18 protein-coding genes and 1 riboswitch are annotated in these 18,395 nt (G+C 72.6%); of the genes, 11 read left to right on the top strand and 7 right to left on the bottom strand.

Annotated features, from left to right (window positions below):
• Window positions 1–20: 20 nt before the first annotated feature.
• Both ACQ614_RS20315 and ACQ614_RS20320 read right to left on the bottom strand, forming a co-directional pair.
• Window positions 21–1,490 (bottom strand): alpha,alpha-trehalose-phosphate synthase (UDP-forming), encoded by a 1,470-nt coding sequence (locus tag ACQ614_RS20315; RefSeq protein ID WP_431679926.1) that lies wholly within the window; start codon window positions 1,488–1,490, stop codon window positions 21–23.
• 61 nt (window positions 1,491–1,551) lie between these two features.
• The gene (locus tag ACQ614_RS20320) at window positions 1,552–2,556 is read right to left on the bottom strand and encodes a glucosyl-3-phosphoglycerate synthase (protein WP_431679927.1); all 1,005 of its coding nucleotides are present in this window, start codon (window positions 2,554–2,556) and stop codon (window positions 1,552–1,554) included.
• Between the two features lie 137 nt (window positions 2,557–2,693).
• A riboswitch (SAM riboswitch) is annotated at window positions 2,694–2,823 on the top strand.
• 17 nt (window positions 2,824–2,840) lie between these two features.
• Here ACQ614_RS20320 and thrC point away from each other — a divergent pair.
• From thrC to ACQ614_RS20355, 7 genes are all read left to right on the top strand, one after another.
• Window positions 2,841–4,118 carry a threonine synthase gene (gene thrC, locus ACQ614_RS20325; RefSeq protein ID WP_431679928.1) on the top strand — a complete coding sequence of 426 codons (1,278 nt, stop codon included), beginning with the start codon at window positions 2,841–2,843 and terminating at the stop codon, window positions 4,116–4,118.
• Between the two features lie 31 nt (window positions 4,119–4,149).
• A complete protein-coding gene (locus ACQ614_RS20330) occupies window positions 4,150–4,428 on the top strand; it encodes a ubiquitin-like small modifier protein 1 (RefSeq protein ID WP_363488653.1) in 279 nt (92 codons plus the stop codon).
• 623 nt (window positions 4,429–5,051) lie between these two features.
• Window positions 5,052–5,258 (top strand): cold-shock protein, encoded by a 207-nt coding sequence (locus ACQ614_RS20335; protein ID WP_030235075.1) that lies wholly within the window; start codon window positions 5,052–5,054, stop codon window positions 5,256–5,258.
• Between the two features lie 320 nt (window positions 5,259–5,578).
• Window positions 5,579–7,201: a chaperonin GroEL gene (groL, locus tag ACQ614_RS20340; RefSeq protein WP_263104107.1), complete on the top strand. Its 1,623-nt coding sequence runs from the start codon at window positions 5,579–5,581 to the stop codon at window positions 7,199–7,201.
• A 189-nt stretch (window positions 7,202–7,390) separates the two neighbouring features.
• A complete protein-coding gene (locus ACQ614_RS20345; protein ID WP_431679929.1) occupies window positions 7,391–7,972 on the top strand; it encodes a Uma2 family endonuclease in 582 nt (193 codons plus the stop codon).
• A gap of 19 nt (window positions 7,973–7,991) precedes the next feature.
• Complete coding sequence (locus ACQ614_RS20350) at window positions 7,992–8,348, top strand: hypothetical protein (RefSeq protein WP_431679930.1); 357 nt, start codon at window positions 7,992–7,994, stop codon at window positions 8,346–8,348.
• The gene (locus tag ACQ614_RS20355; RefSeq protein WP_431679931.1) at window positions 8,345–8,614 is read left to right on the top strand and encodes a DUF4031 domain-containing protein; all 270 of its coding nucleotides are present in this window, start codon (window positions 8,345–8,347) and stop codon (window positions 8,612–8,614) included. The genes ACQ614_RS20350 and ACQ614_RS20355 overlap by 4 nt, the downstream gene beginning before the upstream one ends.
• Here ACQ614_RS20355 and ACQ614_RS20360 read toward each other — a convergent pair.
• The gene (locus ACQ614_RS20360) at window positions 8,595–9,224 is read right to left on the bottom strand and encodes an HD domain-containing protein (RefSeq protein WP_431679932.1); all 630 of its coding nucleotides are present in this window, start codon (window positions 9,222–9,224) and stop codon (window positions 8,595–8,597) included. The genes ACQ614_RS20355 and ACQ614_RS20360 overlap by 20 nt on opposite strands.
• Window positions 9,225–9,300: 76 nt before the next feature.
• Between ACQ614_RS20360 and ACQ614_RS20365 the strand changes: the two genes are divergently transcribed.
• The 3 genes from ACQ614_RS20365 to ACQ614_RS20375 are packed head-to-tail and all read left to right on the top strand — an operon-like array spanning window position 9,301 to window position 11,343.
• Window positions 9,301–9,672, top strand: a complete 372-nt coding sequence (locus tag ACQ614_RS20365) for a PadR family transcriptional regulator (RefSeq protein ID WP_431679933.1) — start codon at window positions 9,301–9,303, stop codon at window positions 9,670–9,672.
• Window positions 9,669–10,601: a hypothetical protein gene (locus ACQ614_RS20370; RefSeq protein WP_431679934.1), complete on the top strand. Its 933-nt coding sequence runs from the start codon at window positions 9,669–9,671 to the stop codon at window positions 10,599–10,601. The genes ACQ614_RS20365 and ACQ614_RS20370 overlap by 4 nt, the downstream gene beginning before the upstream one ends.
• A gap of 55 nt (window positions 10,602–10,656) precedes the next feature.
• Window positions 10,657–11,343, top strand: coding sequence for a copper homeostasis protein CutC (locus tag ACQ614_RS20375; RefSeq protein ID WP_431679935.1), 687 nt, complete (start codon window positions 10,657–10,659; stop codon window positions 11,341–11,343).
• 73 nt (window positions 11,344–11,416) lie between these two features.
• On the opposite strand, the gene ACQ614_RS20380 is transcribed toward ACQ614_RS20375, so the two are convergent.
• Both ACQ614_RS20380 and ACQ614_RS20385 read right to left on the bottom strand, forming a co-directional pair.
• Window positions 11,417–13,531: a HelD family protein gene (locus ACQ614_RS20380; protein ID WP_431679936.1), complete on the bottom strand. Its 2,115-nt coding sequence runs from the start codon at window positions 13,529–13,531 to the stop codon at window positions 11,417–11,419.
• A gap of 159 nt (window positions 13,532–13,690) precedes the next feature.
• Window positions 13,691–13,816 carry a hypothetical protein gene (locus ACQ614_RS20385; RefSeq protein ID WP_431679937.1) on the bottom strand — a complete coding sequence of 42 codons (126 nt, stop codon included), beginning with the start codon at window positions 13,814–13,816 and terminating at the stop codon, window positions 13,691–13,693.
• Between the two features lie 202 nt (window positions 13,817–14,018).
• On the opposite strand from ACQ614_RS20385, the gene ACQ614_RS20390 reads away from it, so the two are divergent.
• Window positions 14,019–14,186 carry a hypothetical protein gene (locus ACQ614_RS20390; RefSeq protein WP_431679938.1) on the top strand — a complete coding sequence of 56 codons (168 nt, stop codon included), beginning with the start codon at window positions 14,019–14,021 and terminating at the stop codon, window positions 14,184–14,186.
• 25 nt (window positions 14,187–14,211) lie between these two features.
• Here ACQ614_RS20390 and ACQ614_RS20395 read toward each other — a convergent pair whose 3' ends face one another.
• Window positions 14,212–15,846 carry a DNA repair helicase XPB gene (locus tag ACQ614_RS20395; RefSeq protein ID WP_431679939.1) on the bottom strand — a complete coding sequence of 545 codons (1,635 nt, stop codon included), beginning with the start codon at window positions 15,844–15,846 and terminating at the stop codon, window positions 14,212–14,214.
• Window positions 15,847–15,951: 105 nt separating this feature from the next.
• A complete protein-coding gene (locus ACQ614_RS20400; RefSeq protein ID WP_431679940.1) occupies window positions 15,952–18,375 on the bottom strand; it encodes a hypothetical protein in 2,424 nt (807 codons plus the stop codon).
• Between the last annotated feature and the right edge of the window lie 20 nt (window positions 18,376–18,395).

The raw sequence follows: 18,395 nt of genomic DNA on the forward strand, positions 1-18,395 counted from the left end.
GCCCCTGAGCGGTCAGGCCCTCAGCCGAGGGCGTTCAGCTGCTCCAGGAACCACTGCTGCGGGGGCAGTGCGGTGGCTGCGGCGGCGAGCCGCTTGGTGCGGTCGGTGCGCTCGCCCGCGGGCATGGTGAGGGCCTGGTGCAGGGCGTCCGCGGTGGCGATCACGTCGTACGGGTTGACGGTGATCGAGTCGTCGGCGAGCTCCGCGAAGGCGCCGGCCTCCCGGGAGAGGACCAGGGCGCAGCCCGCGTCGGAGACCACCGGGATCTCCTTGGCGACCAGGTTCATGCCGTCCCGGATCGGGTTGACCAGGGCGACGTCGGCCAGTCGGTAGGCGGCCAGCGAGCGCGGGAAGTCGTCGTTGACGTGCAGGATCAGCGGCTGCCAGGAGGGTGTGGCGAACTCGTCGTTGATCTCGTGGGCGATCCGTTGCACGGCCGCCGTGTACTCGCGGTACTCCGGCAGGTCGTGCCGGGACGGGTAGGCGAAGGCGATGTGCACCACCCGGTCCAGCCACTCGGGCCGGCTGCGCAGCAGGTGCCGGTAGGCGAGCAGGCCGCGGACGATGTTCTTGCTGAGCTCGGTGCGGTCGACCCGCACGATGGTCCTGCGGTCGCCGACCGACTCGCGGAGCGCGGCCAGCCGGGCGTCGACGTCCGGCCGGTGCGCGCGCTCGCGCAGGAAGTCGGCGTCGGCGCCGAGCCCGTGCACGCCGAGCCGTGTGGTGCGCCCGGCGTGGGTGACGGTGCGGGCGGCGCGGTCCACCTCGGCGCCGAGCACCTTCTCGCAGCAGTCGGCGAAGGCGAGCGCCCAGCGCTCGGTGAGGAAGCCGGCCCGGTCGGCGCCCAGGATGCCGGTGAGCACCTCGGCGGCGACGTCGTCGGGCAGCAGCCGGTAGTACTCGGGCGGCGCCCACGGCGTGTGCGAGAAGTGTCCGATCCGCAGGTCGGGGCGGAGTGCGCGGAGCAGTGCCGGGGCGAGCGACAGGTGGTAGTCCTGCACCAGCACGGCGGCGCCCGGGGCGGCCTCGGCGGCCAGCGCCTCGGCGAAGGCGGTGTTGTACGCGGTGTAGGACTCCCACTCGCGGCGGAACCGGTCGTCGAAGACCGGGGAGACCGGGGTGTCGTACAGCAGGTGGTGGACGAACCACAGGGTGGAGTTGGCGATGCCGTTGTAGGCGCGGGCGAAGGTGCCGGGCTCGATGTCCAGCATCCGGACGGCCTGTCCGCCCACGTCGTGGCCGGCGAGGTCGAGCCGTCCGTCCGGGGCCTGCCGGGCGGCCGTCCGGTCGGCGTCGCCGAGGGCGGCGCAGACCCAGACCGCCGAGGGGTCGTCGATCGCGGACAGCCCGGAGACCAGGCCGCCACCGCCTCTCTTCAGGGTGAGCGTGCCGTCGTCCCCGCTGCTGAAGGACACCGGGCCGCGGTTCGAGGCCACCAGGACGGGGGCGGCGCCGGACTGCTGCGTACGTTCGAACGCGAGATCGGCCATATCCCCTAGCTTGCCGCGGGACCGCCGCGGCAAACCATTCGAAGTCCTGCGCGGGCTGCGCTCAGCGGTCCCGGTACTCGGGGACGGTCCGCATCGGCGGGCGTTCCAGGGCGGTGACCTCGTGGGTGTGCGCGGTGAAGCCGCGGGTGCCCGGGTCCCGGCTGAACTGGGTGAGCAGCGGGTGGACGAGGTCCTCGCCGGCCTTCAGCCGGTGGGCGCGGTCGAGCCGCTCCAGGGCGGTGCGGTAGATCGTGGCGGCCATTCGCCCGAGCGCCTGGCCGTCCTGGTGGCGGTGGTGCCGCACCCCGACGTCGACCTGGGCCAGCGCGTCCAGGCCGACCTCCTCCAGGGCGTCCACCAGCAGGCCGAGTTCCACCCCGTACCCGGTCGGGAAGGGCAGCCGCTCCAGCAGCGAACGGCGCGCCGCGTACTCGCCGCCGAGCGGCTGGACGAAGCCGGCCAGCTGCGGCCAGTGCAGGTTGAGCAGCGGCCGGGCGACCAGCTCGGTTACCCGTCCGCCGCCGGCCGGCACCACCGCCCCCTCGGTCTCCAGCGGACGGTCGTACATCGCCTTGACCAGCTGGATCCCGGGGTCGGTGAGGAGCGGGCCGACGATGCCGGAGACGAAGGCCGGGTCGAACTCCCGCAGGTCGGCGTCGACGAAGCAGACGATCTCGCCGGTGGTCACCAGCAGCGAGCGCCAGAGCACCTCGCCCTTGCCGGGGGCCGCCGCGAGCCGGGGGAGTACGTCGTCCCTGTGCACCACGCGGGCGCCGGCCGCGCGGGCGGTCTCGGCGGTCCGGTCGACCGAGCCGGAGTCGACCACCACCAGTTCGTCGACCAGGGGGTGGCGCTCCATCAGCTCCTCGCGGACGGTGGCGACGATCTCCCCGACGGTCGGTTCCTCGTCGAGTGCGGGCAGGACGACGCTGACGGTGCCGGCCCGGCCCGCCGCCCGCTTGGCGGCGAGCAGCCGCTCCAGGGGGCGGTCGGCCGCCGTCCAGGAGCGGCGACGCAGCCAGGACGCCACCTCCGGGAGGACGTCGGGACGGGGCAACTCGGTCACGGTCTCGCTCCTCGCAACTTCCATCTCGCGGATCGGACGCAACCTCTCGGCGCCCGGGCCTTCGGATACAGTCTTCGTACTGCGATCGAGCCTTCGCACGCCGGGGTCGCCGCAGCGCACGACACACAACTTCACAGAGCTCATCCAGAGGGACTGAGGGAACGGCCCGTTGACGTCCCGGCAACCTTCTCGCGCGGCGGTCGCAGGCCCGCGGGACAGGTGCCAATTCCGGCCTGTGGCGCAACCGCGTCACGGGGAAGATGAGGAGAGAGGCCTCCGCCACCATGGCTACCGCTACCCCTGCACCCGTTGCCGCCGTCGATCTCGGTCCGGCCGCAGCGCTTTCCTGTCGCGAGTGCGGCACCCGCTTCCCGCTCGGCCCGAGCTTCGCCTGTCTCGAGTGCTTCGGCCCGCTGGAGATCGCCTACGACTACTCCGGCTACGACGCCGCGGAGCTCCGCAAGCGGATCGAGGCCGGCCCGGCCAGCATCTGGCGCTACGCCCCGCTGCTGCCGGTGCCCGCGGACGTGGCCGGCAAGCCCAACCTGAACCCCGGCTGGACCCCGCTGGTGAAGGCCGACAACCTCGGCCGCGAGCTCGGTTTCACCGCCCAGCTGCACGTCAAGGACGACTCGGGCAACCCCACGCACTCCTTCAAGGACCGGGTGGTGGCCTGCGCCATCGAGGCCGCCCGCGCCTTCGACTTCACCACGCTCTCCTGCTCCTCCACCGGCAACCTGGCCGGCGCGGTCGGCGCGGCCGCGGCCCGGGCCGGATTCAAGTCCTGCGTGTTCATCCCGCACGACCTGGAGCAGGGCAAGATCGTCATGGCCGGTGTGTACGGAGGCGCCCTGGTCGGCATCGACGGCAACTACGACGACGTGAACCGCTTCTGCTCCGAGCTGATCGGCGACCCGGCCGGCGAGGGCTGGGGCTTCGTCAACGTCAACCTCCGCCCGTACTACGGCGAGGGCTCCAAGACGCTGGCCTTCGAGATCTGCGAGCAGCTCGGCTGGCGGCTGCCGGAGCAGATCGTGATCCCGATCGCGTCGGGCTCCCAGCTCACCAAGATCGACAAGGGCCTGCAGGAGCTGATCAAGCTCGGCCTGGTCGAGGACCGCCCCTACAGGATCTTCGGCGCCCAGGCCGAGGGCTGCTCCCCGGTCTCCGCCGCCTTCAAGGCCGGCCACGACGTGATCCGCCCGGTCAAGCCGCAGACCATCGCCAAGTCGCTGGCGATCGGCAACCCGGCCGACGGCCCGTACGTGCTGGACATCGCTCGCCGTACCGGTGGTGCCGTCGAGGACGTCACCGACGCCGAGGTGGTGGCCGCCATCAAGCTGCTGGCGCGCACCGAGGGCATCTTCGCCGAGACCGCGGGCGGCGTGACCGTCGGCGTCCTCAAGAAGCTGGTCGAGACCGGGCAGCTGGACCCGTCGAAGGAGACCGTCGCGATCAACACCGGCGACGGCCTGAAGACCCTCGACGCGGTCGCCGACGCCGGTCTGACCGCCACCATCCGCCCGACGCTGGAGTCCTTCCGCGCCGCCGGCCTCGTCTAAGCAGCCCACCCCCGTCCGCAAGGAGCACCGCATGAGCGCCACCGTCCGCATCCCGACCATCCTGCGCACCTACACCGGCGGCTCCGCCGAGGTGACCGCCGAGGGCGACACCCTGGCCGCGGTCATCGCGGACCTGGAGCAGAACCACACCGGCATCTCCGCCCGCATCCTGGACGACGCCGGCAAGCTCCGCCGCTTCGTCAACGTCTACGTGAACGACGACGACGTGCGCTTCGCCGACGGCCTGGAGACCGCGGTCAAGGACGGCGCCTCGGTGTCGATCATCCCCGCGGTGGCCGGCGGCTGCTGACGGCCCGTCCGAGACGGGAAGCGGAGAGCCGCCGCCGGGACCGGAACCCGATTTTCCGGTCCCGGCGGCGGCTCTCGCCGTGCCGGGTGGAAATACCACCGCCTGACGGGGAGTAGAGTTCGGCCGTGGCAGTGCTCCCCTCCGCGCCGCCCGCCCTGATCAGCCGCAATACCCGGAATTCCGCAGCCCGGCCGACCGGTCGGATCGTGTGCGCAGCGCTCAGGGGCCGATCGACGGCCACGTCCGCCCGCTGAGACGGGGCACGGACGGCACGGGGACGAACCTGTCAGGCAAGTGTCAGAATTCATACGGCAATATGTCGTTTTCTGCCCGTTATGTCCGGCGTGAATTGCCGAGATCCGCCGCTTTCATCCCGTCATATCCCTTGTCATGGCCCGGGATTTCCATGAAGTTGGCCCTGTTGCACAGGGCTCCTGTCCGGATACATTCAGCCGCGGTCGACGCATTCACCCGTCCGCCGGACCCGTTGAAGGGCCGCGGGCGGTGGTCTGCGGCGTGCAGGGCTGCGCCCAGGGGGGGTTCCCTCGGGCAGGCCCACCGGACCTGGGCCCGCAAAGACTGCGGACCCGTGAATGGCCAGCACAGCACAAGGGGAGTTCGGAATGGCTCAGGGCACCGTCAAGTGGTTCAACGCGGAGAAGGGCTACGGCTTCATCGCGGTCGACGGTGGTGCGGACGTGTTCGTCCACTACAGCGCGATCCAGATGGACGGCTACCGCACCCTCGAAGAGGGCCAGCGGGTCGAGTTCGAGATCTCCCAGGGGCAGAAGGGGCCGCAGGCGGACATGGTTCGTGCCGCCGCGGGCTGACCTTCGAAACCTGCGGAGCCCTCGGCTCGTCACGAGCTGGTCGGCGGTTTCTTCGCGACAGGCCCGTACGACACGTCGTACGGGCCTGCGTCGTGTCCGGAACCGGTACGGCCGGTCCGCGGGGACACGGCGATCGGGCTTGCACTCGCCACCTGTGAGTGCTAATCATTGGCGTTAGCACTCACAGCATGAGAGTGACAAGCGGACCGGGTCGGTGAGGCCCCGGCGAGCGGTAGGGGAAAGGACCCCCGCTCACAGGGCCGTCCGTCGCGGGCACCTCTGGTCCGAGCAGTCGACCGTGTCCCGGAGGACCACTTCAGATGGCCAAGATCATCGCTTTTGATGAGGAAGCTCGCCGCGGCCTTGAGCGCGGTATGAACCAGCTTGCCGACGCCGTCAAGGTCACGCTCGGCCCCAAGGGCCGCAACGTCGTCCTTGAGAAGAAGTGGGGCGCCCCCACGATCACCAACGACGGTGTCTCCATCGCCAAGGAGATCGAGCTCGAGGACCCGTACGAGAAGATCGGCGCGGAGCTCGTCAAGGAGGTCGCCAAGAAGACCGACGACGTCGCGGGTGACGGCACCACCACCGCCACCGTGCTCGCCCAGGCGCTCGTCCGCGAGGGTCTGCGCAACGTCGCCGCCGGCGCCAACCCGATGGCCCTGAAGCGCGGTATCGAGAAGGCCGTCTCGGCCGTCTCCGACCAGCTGCTCGCCCAGGCCAAGGACGTGGAGACCAAGGAGCAGATCGCCTCCACCGCCTCCATCTCCGCCGCCGACACCCAGATCGGCGAGCTCATCGCCGAGGCCATGGACAAGGTCGGCAAGGAAGGCGTCATCACCGTCGAGGAGAGCAACACCTTCGGCCTGGAGCTCGAGCTCACCGAGGGCATGCGCTTCGACAAGGGCTACATCTCCGCGTACTTCGCCACCGACCTGGAGCGCATGGAGACCAGCTTCGAGGACCCGTACATCCTCATCGCCAACTCCAAGATCTCCTCGGTCAAGGACCTCCTCCCGCTGCTCGAGAAGGTCATGCAGAGCGGCAAGCCGCTCGTCATCATCGCCGAGGACGTCGAGGGCGAGGCCCTGTCGACCCTGGTCGTGAACAAGATCCGCGGCACCTTCAAGTCCGTCGCCGTCAAGGCCCCGGGCTTCGGCGACCGCCGCAAGGCCATGCTCGGCGACATCGCCATCCTCACCGGCGGCACCGTCATCTCCGAGGAGGTCGGCCTCAAGCTGGAGAACGCGGGCCTCGACCTGCTGGGCACCGCCCGCAAGGTGGTCATCACCAAGGACGAGACCACCATCGTCGACGGTGGCGGCGACAGCGAGCAGGTCGCCGGCCGCGTGAACCAGATCCGCGCCGAGATCGAGAACAGCGACTCGGACTACGACCGCGAGAAGCTCCAGGAGCGCCTCGCCAAGCTGGCCGGCGGCGTGGCCGTCATCAAGGCCGGCGCGGCCACCGAGGTGGAGCTCAAGGAGCGCAAGCACCGCATCGAGGACGCCGTCCGCAACGCCAAGGCCGCCGTCGAGGAGGGCATCGTCGCCGGTGGTGGCGTCGCCCTGCTGCAGGCCGGTGTCGCGTTCGACAAGCTGGAGCTGGAGGGCGACGAGGCCACCGGTGCCAACATCGTCCGCGTGGCGCTCGAGGCCCCGATCAAGCAGATCGCGACCAACGCCGGCCTCGAGGGCGGCGTCGTGGTGGAGAAGGTGCGCAACCTCCCCGCCGGCCACGGCCTGAACGCCGCCAGCAACGAGTACGTCGACCTCATCGCCGCGGGCATCATCGACCCGGCCAAGGTCACCCGTTCCGCGCTGCAGAACGCCGCCTCCATCGCGGCGCTCTTCCTCACCACCGAGGCCGTCATCGCCGACAAGCCGGAGAAGGCCTCCGCGGCCGCCGGCGGCGGCATGCCGGGCGGTGACATGGACTTCTGATCCTCCCGAGGATCAGCAGCCCGGAACGCTCCGCGAGGGCGGTCTCCCCACCACGGGGAGGCCGCCCTCGCGGCATTCCCCCCGCCGTTCACTCCTCCGTGGGACGCTGGGCCCATGACCGGATGGGGCACCTCGGACGATCCGTACAGTGACGACCACGAGCGTCGAACGGGAGACAGGAGGTCGGCGGTGACTGCGATGTCGGTCGAGCCGGGGCGTCAGTGGGACTACCTGCTGAACACCTGGCTGGAGCTGGACGTCCCCGAGGGCTGGCGCGCGGAGATCGACGAGGGGGAGATCCGCTTGGTGCCGCCGCCCAACGTGGGCCACAACGTGATTGCCGGTGAGGTTCACCAGGCGCTGCTCGAGTGCCTGCCGCGAGAGGTTGGCGTCTACCAGACCCTGGGCACGGAGATCGTCCCACTGGAGAAGCTGTACGTTCCCGACCTGGTGGTGGTGGACAAGGCGCGCTTGGTGGCGCAGGAAGCCTCGATCGACGCGGCCGGGCTGCTGATGGCGGTGGAGATCACCTCGAAGCGCACCGCCCGGCTCGACCGCACGAAGAAGCTCTGGGCGTACGGTCACGCACCCGTCCCGCTCTTCCTGCTGGTCGACCGGTTCGACGAGGAGGGGCCGACCGTCACCCTGTTCTCCGAGCCGGACCAGGGGCGGTACCAGCGGGGTGTCCGCACGCCGTTCGGGCAGCCGGTCGAGCTGCCCGAGCCGTTCGCGATCGAGCTGAGCACGGAGGGGTTCCCGGCCGGCAAGTGAGCTGCGGGAGAATGGGCGGATGGCCAGTCCTGAGATCGAAGCCGCCCTGCACGGTGCCCGTGCGCTGATCCTCGCCGACCTGACCGCCCGGGACGTGGCGGATGCGGCGGTGGTGTCGCTGGTGGAGGATGCGGTGACGCACCGGCGGTGGTGGCTGGAGCAGTGGCCGGACGGTGCCGGGTTCGTCCTCGGGCTGGTCGCCCAGGACGTGCAGGACGCCCTGCTGGAGGCGTACGGGCGCTGGCCGCTGTGCGCGGACTGCGCCGCCGAGGACGACCCGCACGCGCTGAGCGTGGAGCCGGAGCTCGGCCCCGACCCGCACTGGGTGTGCGGCAAGCGCGGCGTGGTGGTGGCGCCGGTCGGGGAGCTCTCGTGATCCTCATAGACCCGCCGACCTGGCCCGGCCACGGCAAGTTCTGGTCCCACCTGGTCAGCGACGCCAGCTACGAGGAACTGCACGCCTTCGCCGAACTCCTCGGTGCGCCGGCGAAGGGCTTCGAACGCGACCACTACGACATCCCGGCCGCCTGGTACGACCGGGCCGTCGCCCTCGGCGCCCGGCCGGTGGGCAGCAAGGAGCTGGTCGCGCGGCTGACCGCGGCCGGACTGCGCCGGCGCAAGGTCAGCTCTCCAGGCTCCTGAGCTCCGCCGCCAGGTTGGCCCGGGCGGGGGCGTCGAAGCGGGCCAGCGCCTCCGGCGTGCGGTAGAGCGAGGGCAGCTCCAGCAGCTGCCGCAGGATCGCCGCCCGCCCGGCCCGGAACGCCTCCTCGGGGACGAAGGCGTACTCCTCGCGCACGGCCGCCGTGTACGCCGCGTAGCGGTCCTCGTCGGAGCCGAGGATCGCGAGGTCCGCGTCGCAGAGCACCTCCCCGTTGCGGTCGCCCGGCTCGCAGCCGTGACCGGTCGTCAGCCGCACCAGCCGGGCGGTCTCGGCGACCAGTTCCTCGGCCAGGCCCGCCTCGCGCAGCGCGCGGACGGCCAGCTGGGCGCTGCGCTCCTCGTTCTCCGAACGGTCCGGGCGGTAGACCGCGTCGTGGAACCAGGCGGCGAGCCGCACCGCGTCGGCGTTCTCGGCGCGGTCGGCGAGCGCGTCCACGTGGTCGAGCACGGCGGCCAGGTGCTCCACCGTGTGGTAGCGGCGCTGCGGCTCGGACCAGCGGGCCAACAGGTCCCGCCCGTAGGGCTCCGGGTCCGCCGCGGCCCCGCAGCGGTGCAGCAGCTCGTTCCAACGGTCCAGCAGCGCATCGGTCATGACACCCATTCTGCGCCCCCGCGGATTCGGCGAATCGCCTGACTCCATATGTCGGTGACCGGTATATGTAGTCGACATGACGGAACGAAGCATGCAGGAGCCCACGCTGCTCCTGCTCACCGCGCTCGCGGACGCCCCGCGGCACGGCTACGCGCTGATCCAGGAGGTCGCCGAGATCTCCTCCGGCCGGGTCAGGATGCGCACCGGCACGCTGTACGGCGCCCTCGACCGCCTGCTCCAGCAGGGGCTGATCGAGGTCGAGCGCGAGGAGGTGGTGGACGGCCGGGCCCGCCGCACCTATGCGCTGACCGAGGGCGGCCGGCACGTGCTGGCCGCCGAGACCGAGCGGCTGCGGGCCGTGGTGGCGGAGGCGGAACGCCGGATGGCGGCCGCCGGTGCGAACGCCCGCCCGAAGAAGAACCCGAGGGTCAGGGGGGCCTTCGCGTGACGACACCGATGCTCGCCGCGGCACTGCGGCTCTACCCCGCCTCCTACCGGGCGGAACGCGGAGCGGAGATCGCCGCCGTGTACGCCGACGCCACGTCCGGCGCCGGACGCCTCGCCGCCGCCCGGGAGACGGCCGGCATCGCCGGGTACGGCTTACGGCTGCGCACCGGGCTGACATCGGCCTCGCCCGCCGGGCACCTGCTCGCCACCGCCGCGCCGATGGTCCTGGCGGTGGGGGCGGCCATGGCGCTCCTCGACCTCGCGGCGCTGACGGCGGCGGGCCCGTCGGTCGTGATGGGCCGTGGCTCCGGTTTCGTGCCGGCCCTGGTGGCCGACGCGGCCCAGATCGCCGCCGCCGTCGCGGTGTTGGCCGGCCGGTGGGCGGTCGCGCGGCTGATGGTGGTGCCGGTGCTGCTGGGCGCCGCCGGTTCCGGCCTGCAGTTGTACGCCTGGCTGACCGCTCCGTCGGTCGGCCCCTTCGGGTCCGTCGTGGTCCAGGTCGTGGCGCAGGTCCTGCCGCCGCTGATCTGGGCGGTGCTCGTGCTCGGCGCGCCGCCGGACCTGCTGGGCCGGGTCCGGCCACGCCGCGCGGCGCTCGGCGGGGCGGTCGCCTTCGCCGCCCTGCTGCTGGACCATGCCTTCAACAATTTCGCCATGGGGCCGGCCACCCCCGTCGTCGTGCTCCTGCTCTCCGTCGCGCCGGCGGTACTCGGCCTCGCCGTGATGGCCCGCGGGCGCCGTCTTCCGGCCGCGGTCGTGGTGGCACTGCTGCCGGTGACGGCCGCCGAGGACCTGTGGGGGCTGTTCGTCGTCCTGGGGGCCGCCCGGGCCTTCGCCGTGGCACTGGTCGGCGCCGCGGTGCTGGGCGCCGCCACCGCCCTGGTGTTCCGCCGCAGCCGTTCCGTGGAGCGTCCCCCGGCGGCCCGGTGACCGATCGGGGGAGGGGGGCTCGCCCAGCGGGCCCCCGATGTGGCAGGGTACGCATATGTCTAGACCAATTGTCGAAGTCATCGCGCTGACCGCCGAGGATGCCAGGGCCGCGGAATCCGGCGGTGCCGACCGCCTGGAGCTGGTCACCGACATGGCCGCCGACGGGCTCACCCCGTCGGTGGCCGGCTTCGCCGAGATCCGGGCCGCGGTCTCCCTGCCGCTGCGCGTGATGCTGCGCATCCGCGACGGCTTCACCCCCGGCGACCTGGACGACCTGCTCGCCCGGACGGCCGCGCTGCGCGCCGAGGGCGCAGAGGAGTTCGTCTTCGGCTTCCTCGACGAGCGCGGGGCCGTCGACCTGGCGGCCACCGCCACCGTCGCCGAGGCCGTGGCCGGCTGCCCGTGGACGTTCCACCGCGCGCTCGACCACAGCGCCGACCGGGCCGCCGTCCGGGCCGCGGTCGCCGAACTGCCGGGCGTGGACACCTTCCTCACCTCCGGCGCCCCCGCAGGTGTCGACGCCGGCCAGGGCGTGCTGGAGGGCGAGATCGCCAAGGCGGGCGAGCCCGGCTACGCGCAGCGCATCCTGGTCGGCGGCGGCCTGCGCGCCGAGCACGTCCCCGGGCTGAAGGCGGCCGGGTTCGACGCCTTCCACATCGGCGGCGCCGTCCGCGCGGACGGCTGGTCGACCCCGGTCGACCCGGCCAAGGTCGCCGTCTGGCGGACCCTGGCCGACGCCTGACCGCGTATCCGAGGGCGCCCGGGCGGCCGACTCGGGTGCCCCACGCGCCCCTCGGGCGTTCCCCGGCGGCCCCTTATGCGCCGAGCCGGTCCGGCAGGGGGGCCGAGTGCAGCACCTGCAGTCCGGAGACCGCGCGGGTCAGTGCCACGTACAGCCGGCGCAGGCCGGTCCGCTCGTCCGGCTCGCCCGCGACGACGTCGGCGGGCTCGTCGAGCACCACGTAGTCGTACTCCAGGCCCTTGGCCAGCGAGGCGGGCACCAGGGTGAGCCGGGCCTCCGCCGTGGTCTCGGTGCCCGGCTCGACGAACGGCAGCCCGGCCGCCGCCAGTGCCTCGGCGAACAGCGGGATGCGCGCGTCGGCGGCGATCAGCCCGGTCGAGCCCTCCCGGCCGAGGGCCGTCCTGCAGGCCGCCACCACCTCGGCCACCAGGTCGCCGTCGACCCGGCGGACCGTCAGCGAACCGGGCGCATCGCGCACCGAGCTCGCCGGCGCCAGCCCGGGCGCGATCTCCGGCAGCAGCCGCGAGGCGTACGCGATGACCTCCTCCGGCACCCGGAAGCCCTGGGTGAGCTCCTCCACGTGCGCGCCCGGCTTGCCCAGGTGGTGCAGGGCCTGCGGCCAGTCTGCGGTGGCCCACGGGGTGGTGCCCTGCGCGATGTCCCCGAGGACGGTCGCCGAGCCGGTCGAGCAGCGGCGGCCCACCGCGCGGTACTGCATCGGCGACAGGTCCTGGGCCTCGTCCAGCACCACATGGCCGAGCGACGGGGTGCGCTGCACCAGGTCGGCCGCCTCGTCCACCAGCACCGCGTCCGCCGCCGACCAGGGGGCCGTGCGCGCGGAGCGGACGGGCTTCGCCCAGCGGACCGCCCGCTGCTCCTCCTCGCTCAGCACGCCGTCCGCGCACCGCGCGAGGAACTCCGCGTCGGAGAGCAGCCGGTGCACCAGCTTCACCGGGTCGATCGGCGGCCAGCAGGCCTTCACCACCGCCTTGACGGCCGCATTGCGGGCCACCGCGTCCTGCACCCGGTCGTCGGGCGCCTCGCCGGACTGCTCCATCTTCACCAGCACGGCATGCGCGATCCGCTGCGGCAGGGCGTCCCTGGCGGCGCCGTAGCGGATGTCGCGGCCCTGCAACTCCTCGATGATCTCGACGAGTTCGTACACCGGGACGCGCCAGCGGCGGGAGCCGCGGACCACCACGCACGGCTCGGTGGGCAGCGTGATGCCCGAGCGGACGGCGCGCCGCAGCACTTCAGCCATCCGGGCGTCGCCCTTGACCAGGGCCGCCTCGGCGGAGTCCGCGCCGCGCACCTCGACGTGCCCGACCAGCTGCTGCACGGTCGCCTGGGCGACGTCCAGCTCGCCGAGTGCGGGCAGCACCTGCTCGATGTACTGCAGGAAGGAGCTGTTCGGGCCGATCACCAGCGTCCCGGTGCGGGCGAGGCGCTCCCGGTGCGCGTACAGCAGGTAGGCCACGCGGTGCAGGCCGACGGCGGTCTTCCCGGTGCCGGGGGCGCCCTGGACGCAGACGGTGCCGCCGATGTCGGCGCGCACGATCTCGTCCTGCTCGGGCTGGATGGTCGCCACGATGTCGCGCATCGGGCCGACGCGGGGCTTCTCGATCTCCGCGGCGAGCAGCGCCGACCGGGTCTCCCCCTCGGCCGGGTCGCTCAGGTGCTCGTCCTCGTAGGCGGTCAGTTCGCCGCCGGTGTAGCCGAACCGGCGGCGGCGCTCCACGTCCATCGGGTCCTTGCGGCTGGCCCGGTAGAACGGCTGCGAGACCGGGGCCCGCCAGTCGATCACCATCGGGTCGCCGTCCGCGTCGTGCACGTGCCGGCGGCCGATGTAGAACCGCTCGCCGGTGCCGCCCTCGGCCAGTTCCTCGCTGATCGCGTGCAGGTAGTCGAGGCGGCCGAAGAACAGCGGGGTGTGCGACAGGTCGGCCAGTGCGGCGATCCGCTGCTGGATCTGGTTGTGCAGGACGGCGGCCGACACCCAGGTGCCGGTGACGTCGGTGAGGTCGAGCGACTCGACGTCCTCGCGCATGGCGCGCAGCGCGGCGCGCGAGGAGGCCAGGTGGCCGCGCTCGCGCTGCAGTGGATCGGCGGCGTCGGTGAGGGGGGAGTGCACGGCGAACCTTCCCGGCTGCCCGGCCGGCGCACGGCGGCGCGGGGGCAGCGGACTCATGGTGGAAGCTCATGGCAGAAGGACACCGGCCGGTTGCCGAGCGGCCGGACCTCCCCCGGCTGCCGCACGACGGGGCACCACGGTTCGGGAGGGGCAGACCGGCGATCATAGCCGATCGGCTGCGAACCGGGCGAAGGATCCGGGTGTGCGCTGCGGCCCTCAGGGGTGCAGCAGCGACTCGACCAGGCGCATCCGCTCCTCCTGCTCGGTGCGGGCGAGCCGGAGCACCTCGGCGTTCTTCTCCACCAGGCGGTCCTGGTAGGCCGTCTCGACCGCGGCCCACACACCGACCAGGTCGGTCTGCCTCTTGCAGGCGACATCGGCGGTGGCGGCGGTGACGGCCTCCGGCGATGACCCCCCGGGGTGGTCTCGGGGTCGCCACCCCCGAACCTCGGGGTCGCCCTACGCCTCCAGGACGACACCGGGGACCGGCGGAAACGGACTTCGGGCCGATGCGCCCCGGTGGCCGGAAACCTACGGTGGAAGCATGAGGAACAGAACGCAGCACACCGCCGACCGCCGCTCCGCCGACCGGACGGACCCGGCCGGCCCCCGCCACCGCAGCCCGGTGGCGAAGGCCGTCCGCAACGTCGGGATCATGCTCGACACCGCCGCCCGCGTGGTCTTCCTCGGCCGCGACGGCGTCTCCTACTGACCCCGGCCCAGGCCGCGGGCCCCGCTCAGATGTCGTCCGCGTCGACGATCCGGTACGCGTAGCCCTGCTCGGCCAGGAACCGCTGCCGGTGCGCCGCGAAGTCCTGGTCCACGGTGTCCCGGGCGACGACCGAGTAGAAGTGCGCCATGTGACCGTCCGCCTTGGGCCGCAGCACCCGGCCGAGCCGCTGCGCCTCCTCCTGGCGGGAGCCGAACGTCCCCGAGACCTGGATGGCCACGGTGGCCTCCGGCAGGTCGATCGAGAAGTTCGCCACCTTGGAGACCACCAGCACGGAGATCTCCTTGTTCCGGAACGCGTCGAACAGCTTCTCGCGCTGCGCGTTGGTCGTCTCGCCCTTGATCACCGGGGCGCCGAGCACCTCGCCCAGCTCGTCCAGCTGGTCGATGTACTGGCCGATGATCAGCGTCTGGTCCTTCTCGTGCTTGCGGACCAGCGACTCCACCACCCGGCGCTTGGTCGCCGTGGTGGAGCAGAACCGGTACCGCTCCTCCGGCTCGGCGGTCGCGTACGCCAGCCGCTCCGAGTCGGAGAGCGTCACCCGCACCTCCACGCAGTCCGCCGGCGCGATGTAGCCCTGCGCCTCGATCTCCTTCCACGGCGCGTCGAACCGCTTGGGGCCGATCAGCGAGAACACGTCCCCCTCGCGGCCGTCCTCGCGCACCAGGGTCGCCGTCAGGCCGAGGCGACGGCGGGCCTGCAGGTCCGCGGTGAACTTGAACACCGGCGCCGGCAGCAGGTGCACCTCGTCGTACACCACCAGGCCCCAGTTGCGGGCGTCGAACAGCTCCAGGTGCGGGTAGACGCCCTTCCGGCGGGTCGTCATCACCTGGTACGTGGCGATGGTGACCGGCCGGATCTCCTTGCGGGTGCCGCTGTACTCGCCGATCTCGTCCTCGGTCAGCGAGGTGCGCTTCACCAGCTCGTGCTTCCACTGCCGGGCCGAGACGGTGTTGGTGACCAGGATCAGCGTGGTCGACTTGGCCTCCGCCATCGCCGCCGCGCCGACCAGCGTCTTGCCCGCACCGCACGGCAGCACCACGACGCCGCTGCCGCCGTGCCAGAAGCCCTCCACCGCCTGCTGCTGGTACGGCCGCAGCTGCCAGCCGTCCTCCTCCAGGTGGATCGGGTGGGCCTCGCCGTCCACGTAGCCGGCGTGGTCCTCGGCCGGCCAGCCGAGCTTCAGCAGCATCTGCTTGATCTGGCCGCGCTCCGAGGGGTGCACCACCACGGTGTCCGGGTCGACCCGGGCGCCGACCAGCGGAGCGATCTTCTTGGAGCGCAGCACCTCCTCCAGCACCGGCCGGTCGGTGGTGGAGAGGACGAGGCCGTGCACCGGGTGCTTCTGCAGCTGCAGCCGGCCGTAGCGGGCCATGGTGTCGGCGATGTCGACCAGCAGGGCGTGCGGCACCGGGTAGCGGGAGTAGGTGACCAGGGCGTCGACCACCTGCTCGGCGTCGTGGCCGGCCGCCCGGGCGTTCCACAGGCCGAGTGGGGTGACGCGGTAGGTGTGCACGTGCTCCGGGGCGCGCTCCAGCTCGGCGAACGGCGCGATCACGCGCCGGCAGTCCGCCGCCCTGGGGTGGTCGATCTCCAGCAGGAGCGTCTTGTCGCTCTGGACGATGAGCGGTCCGTCGTTCACGCGGGCACCCTCCGGGTTGTCGTGTCGCAGACTTTCCAGTGTCCCGCACCCGGACGGCCCCGGCCGACCCGGCGGGCACTCCCCGCCGGGCCGCCGGCCCCTGGACTACCGCCGGAGCTCGTAGATGCCGATCCGGCCGTTGTCGAAGACGCGCTCGGCGAGCGAAGCGAGCTCGGGGGACTCGCGGCCGGCCTTGCGGTTGACGAACAGGTAGCGGACGCCGTGGTCGTCGCGGAGCTCGTCCAGCAGGGCCGTGGTGGGGTGGTAGATCGCGTCGTCGTTACGGCGCAGCAGCTCCTGGTCCCAGAACTCGTTGGAGCCGGTGGCCATCACCCGGGGGGCGAAGGACCAGCCCTCGACCAGGACCGACCGCTCGGAGTAGGCGCTCAGCACGAAGTCGCGGTGGTCGGTGCACGGCGCGGCCGGGTCCGCGAAGTCGTCCGCCGACCAGCAGTGCTCGTTGGTGGCGACGACGTCCGAGGGGGCGCTGTGGGCGCGCAGCCAGCGGGCCGCGTCGACCTTGCCGGCCGGCAGCGGGAACGAGCCCCAGACCGTGGCGTCCCACGTCGGCTTCGGCAGGTCGACGGCCAGCGTGGGGGCGCCGGCGAGCAGCGCCGTGGTGAGCACGACGATGCCGCCGCGGTGCCGCAGCGAGGGCAGGAACCGGGACGCCGCCCACCACAGCACGGCGAAGACCGCGGAGGCCGCCACCAGGAGCAGGCCGCCGGCCACGATCATGGTCAGGCCGGAGGCCTGCCCGGCCTTCCCGTCGCCGAAGGCGGCGAGGACGGAGGACGGGTCCGAACCCCAGTGCTTGACGCGGGCCGCGACCCGCGCCCGCATCCCGGCGCTCCTGTCGACGACCGCCCAGGTGGCGACGGCGGTGAAGACGACCGCCCACAGGGCCAGCAGGACCTTGCCGCGGGTGGACAGCCGGGCCCGCTCGAAGGACTCGCAGAAGCCCCAGGCCGACAGCACCACGCCGAAGGCGAGGCCCGCGTGCGTGAAGTAGCCGGCGTTCCAGCCCTTGACCAGCAGGAAGACGGCCGGTCCGGCGACGGCGCCGCCGAGCAGGAACCACTGGACGGTGTCGAGTCGCAGCCGGGAGCGCAGCAGCAGCGGCAGCGCACCGACCAGCCGCAGCTGGGTGTTGACCAGGAACGCGAAGCAGACCAGCGCGGCGAGCACGGCCCGGCCGGCACCGGAGCGGAGCTGCTGCGGGTCGGCCCAGCTGCCGCTGAGGTTGGCGAGCGGCCCGACCTCCAGGCCGTAGCTCTTGAACCGGAAGATGACGGCGGTCGAGAAGAGCTGGGCCGCGGCCACGGCCAGCCCCATGCCCAGGACGGCCAGGGGGAGCCGCCGGGTGCGCACCAGGACCACCAGTCCGGCGAGCGCGAGGCCGGCCAGGGTCACCGGGACGGAGGTGGCCTTGGCGGCGCACGAGGCGAAGGCGAACAGCGCGACCAGGACGAACACCCCGCGGCCCAGCGCCGGGACCTCGTCGTCCGCGGCGCGCTTGCGAAGCCCCTCCGCGGTGACGCCGATCAGCGCGAAGAGCAGCGGCTGGCTGTACGTCATCGAGATGCTCGCCCAGACCATCAGGGTGGTCTGCGGCGAGCCGAACGGCGTGCCCGTGGCCGAGGCGTTGAACTCGCCGATGGCGAAGATCAGCAGGGCGGCGACCGGACCGGCCCAGGCGCGGCCGGAGATCCGCCAGGCGACCACGGCCGTGAGCACCAGCGTGAGCGCGACCAGCGCCGGGATCATGAGCCGGAGCTGGACGACCGGGAGGTCGAGGTGGCCGACCAGGCTGGTCATGGCCTGGTGCGCGAAGGCGAACCAGTGGTACTCCAGCGGCTCGCCGGCGACCTGGGGAAGGGTCAGCGGGAAGTTGTGCTTGGCGTTCCCGGCCAGCGACATCTGGTAGGAGATGTCGACGAACTGCCGGGCGCTGTCGTTCGGCGGCAGGATCGGGTTCCGCTCGAGGTACACCTTGTACAGGTAGCCGAAGGACGCGGCCACGATGCCCGCCACGGACCAGGACCAGCCGAGCGGGACGGGCCGGTGGCCGCGCACCCACCAGTGCCTGCGCAGCCGGGGCACGGCGGCGAACGGGACGACCACCAGCAGCGGCCACAGCGTCGCCGCGGACTCGATCCCGAGCGAGACGAACAACGCCCAGGCGGCCAGTTCGAGGACCAGGCCGGTGGCGGCGCCGAACGCCAGCTCCTCCACCAGGGTGTGCGGCCGGCGCCGCAGCGAGCGGTAGACCAGGGTGCCCGGCAGCAGGACGCCCCAGGCCGCGTACCCGGCGTAGCGCAGGATCGCGCCGACCGGGGTGTCCGTGGCGAGGAGGCAGGCGACCAGGACGGCCACCGCGGCCGCGGCCGGCAGCCAGCGCAGGACCGCGTGGGGACGACGGCCCGCCCGGTCGGCGCCTCCGCCGCTCGTGGGCCGGCCCGGGGCCGGAGCCGCAACGGCGACGGGTTCGCGGTCCGCCAGGGGCGGGGTGCTGTGACTCGTGCCCATCGGGCTCTTCCACTCCTGTG

This window comes from Kitasatospora dryopteridis (genome assembly GCF_050749075.1).
Classification (GTDB): domain Bacteria; phylum Actinomycetota; class Actinomycetes; order Streptomycetales; family Streptomycetaceae; genus Kitasatospora.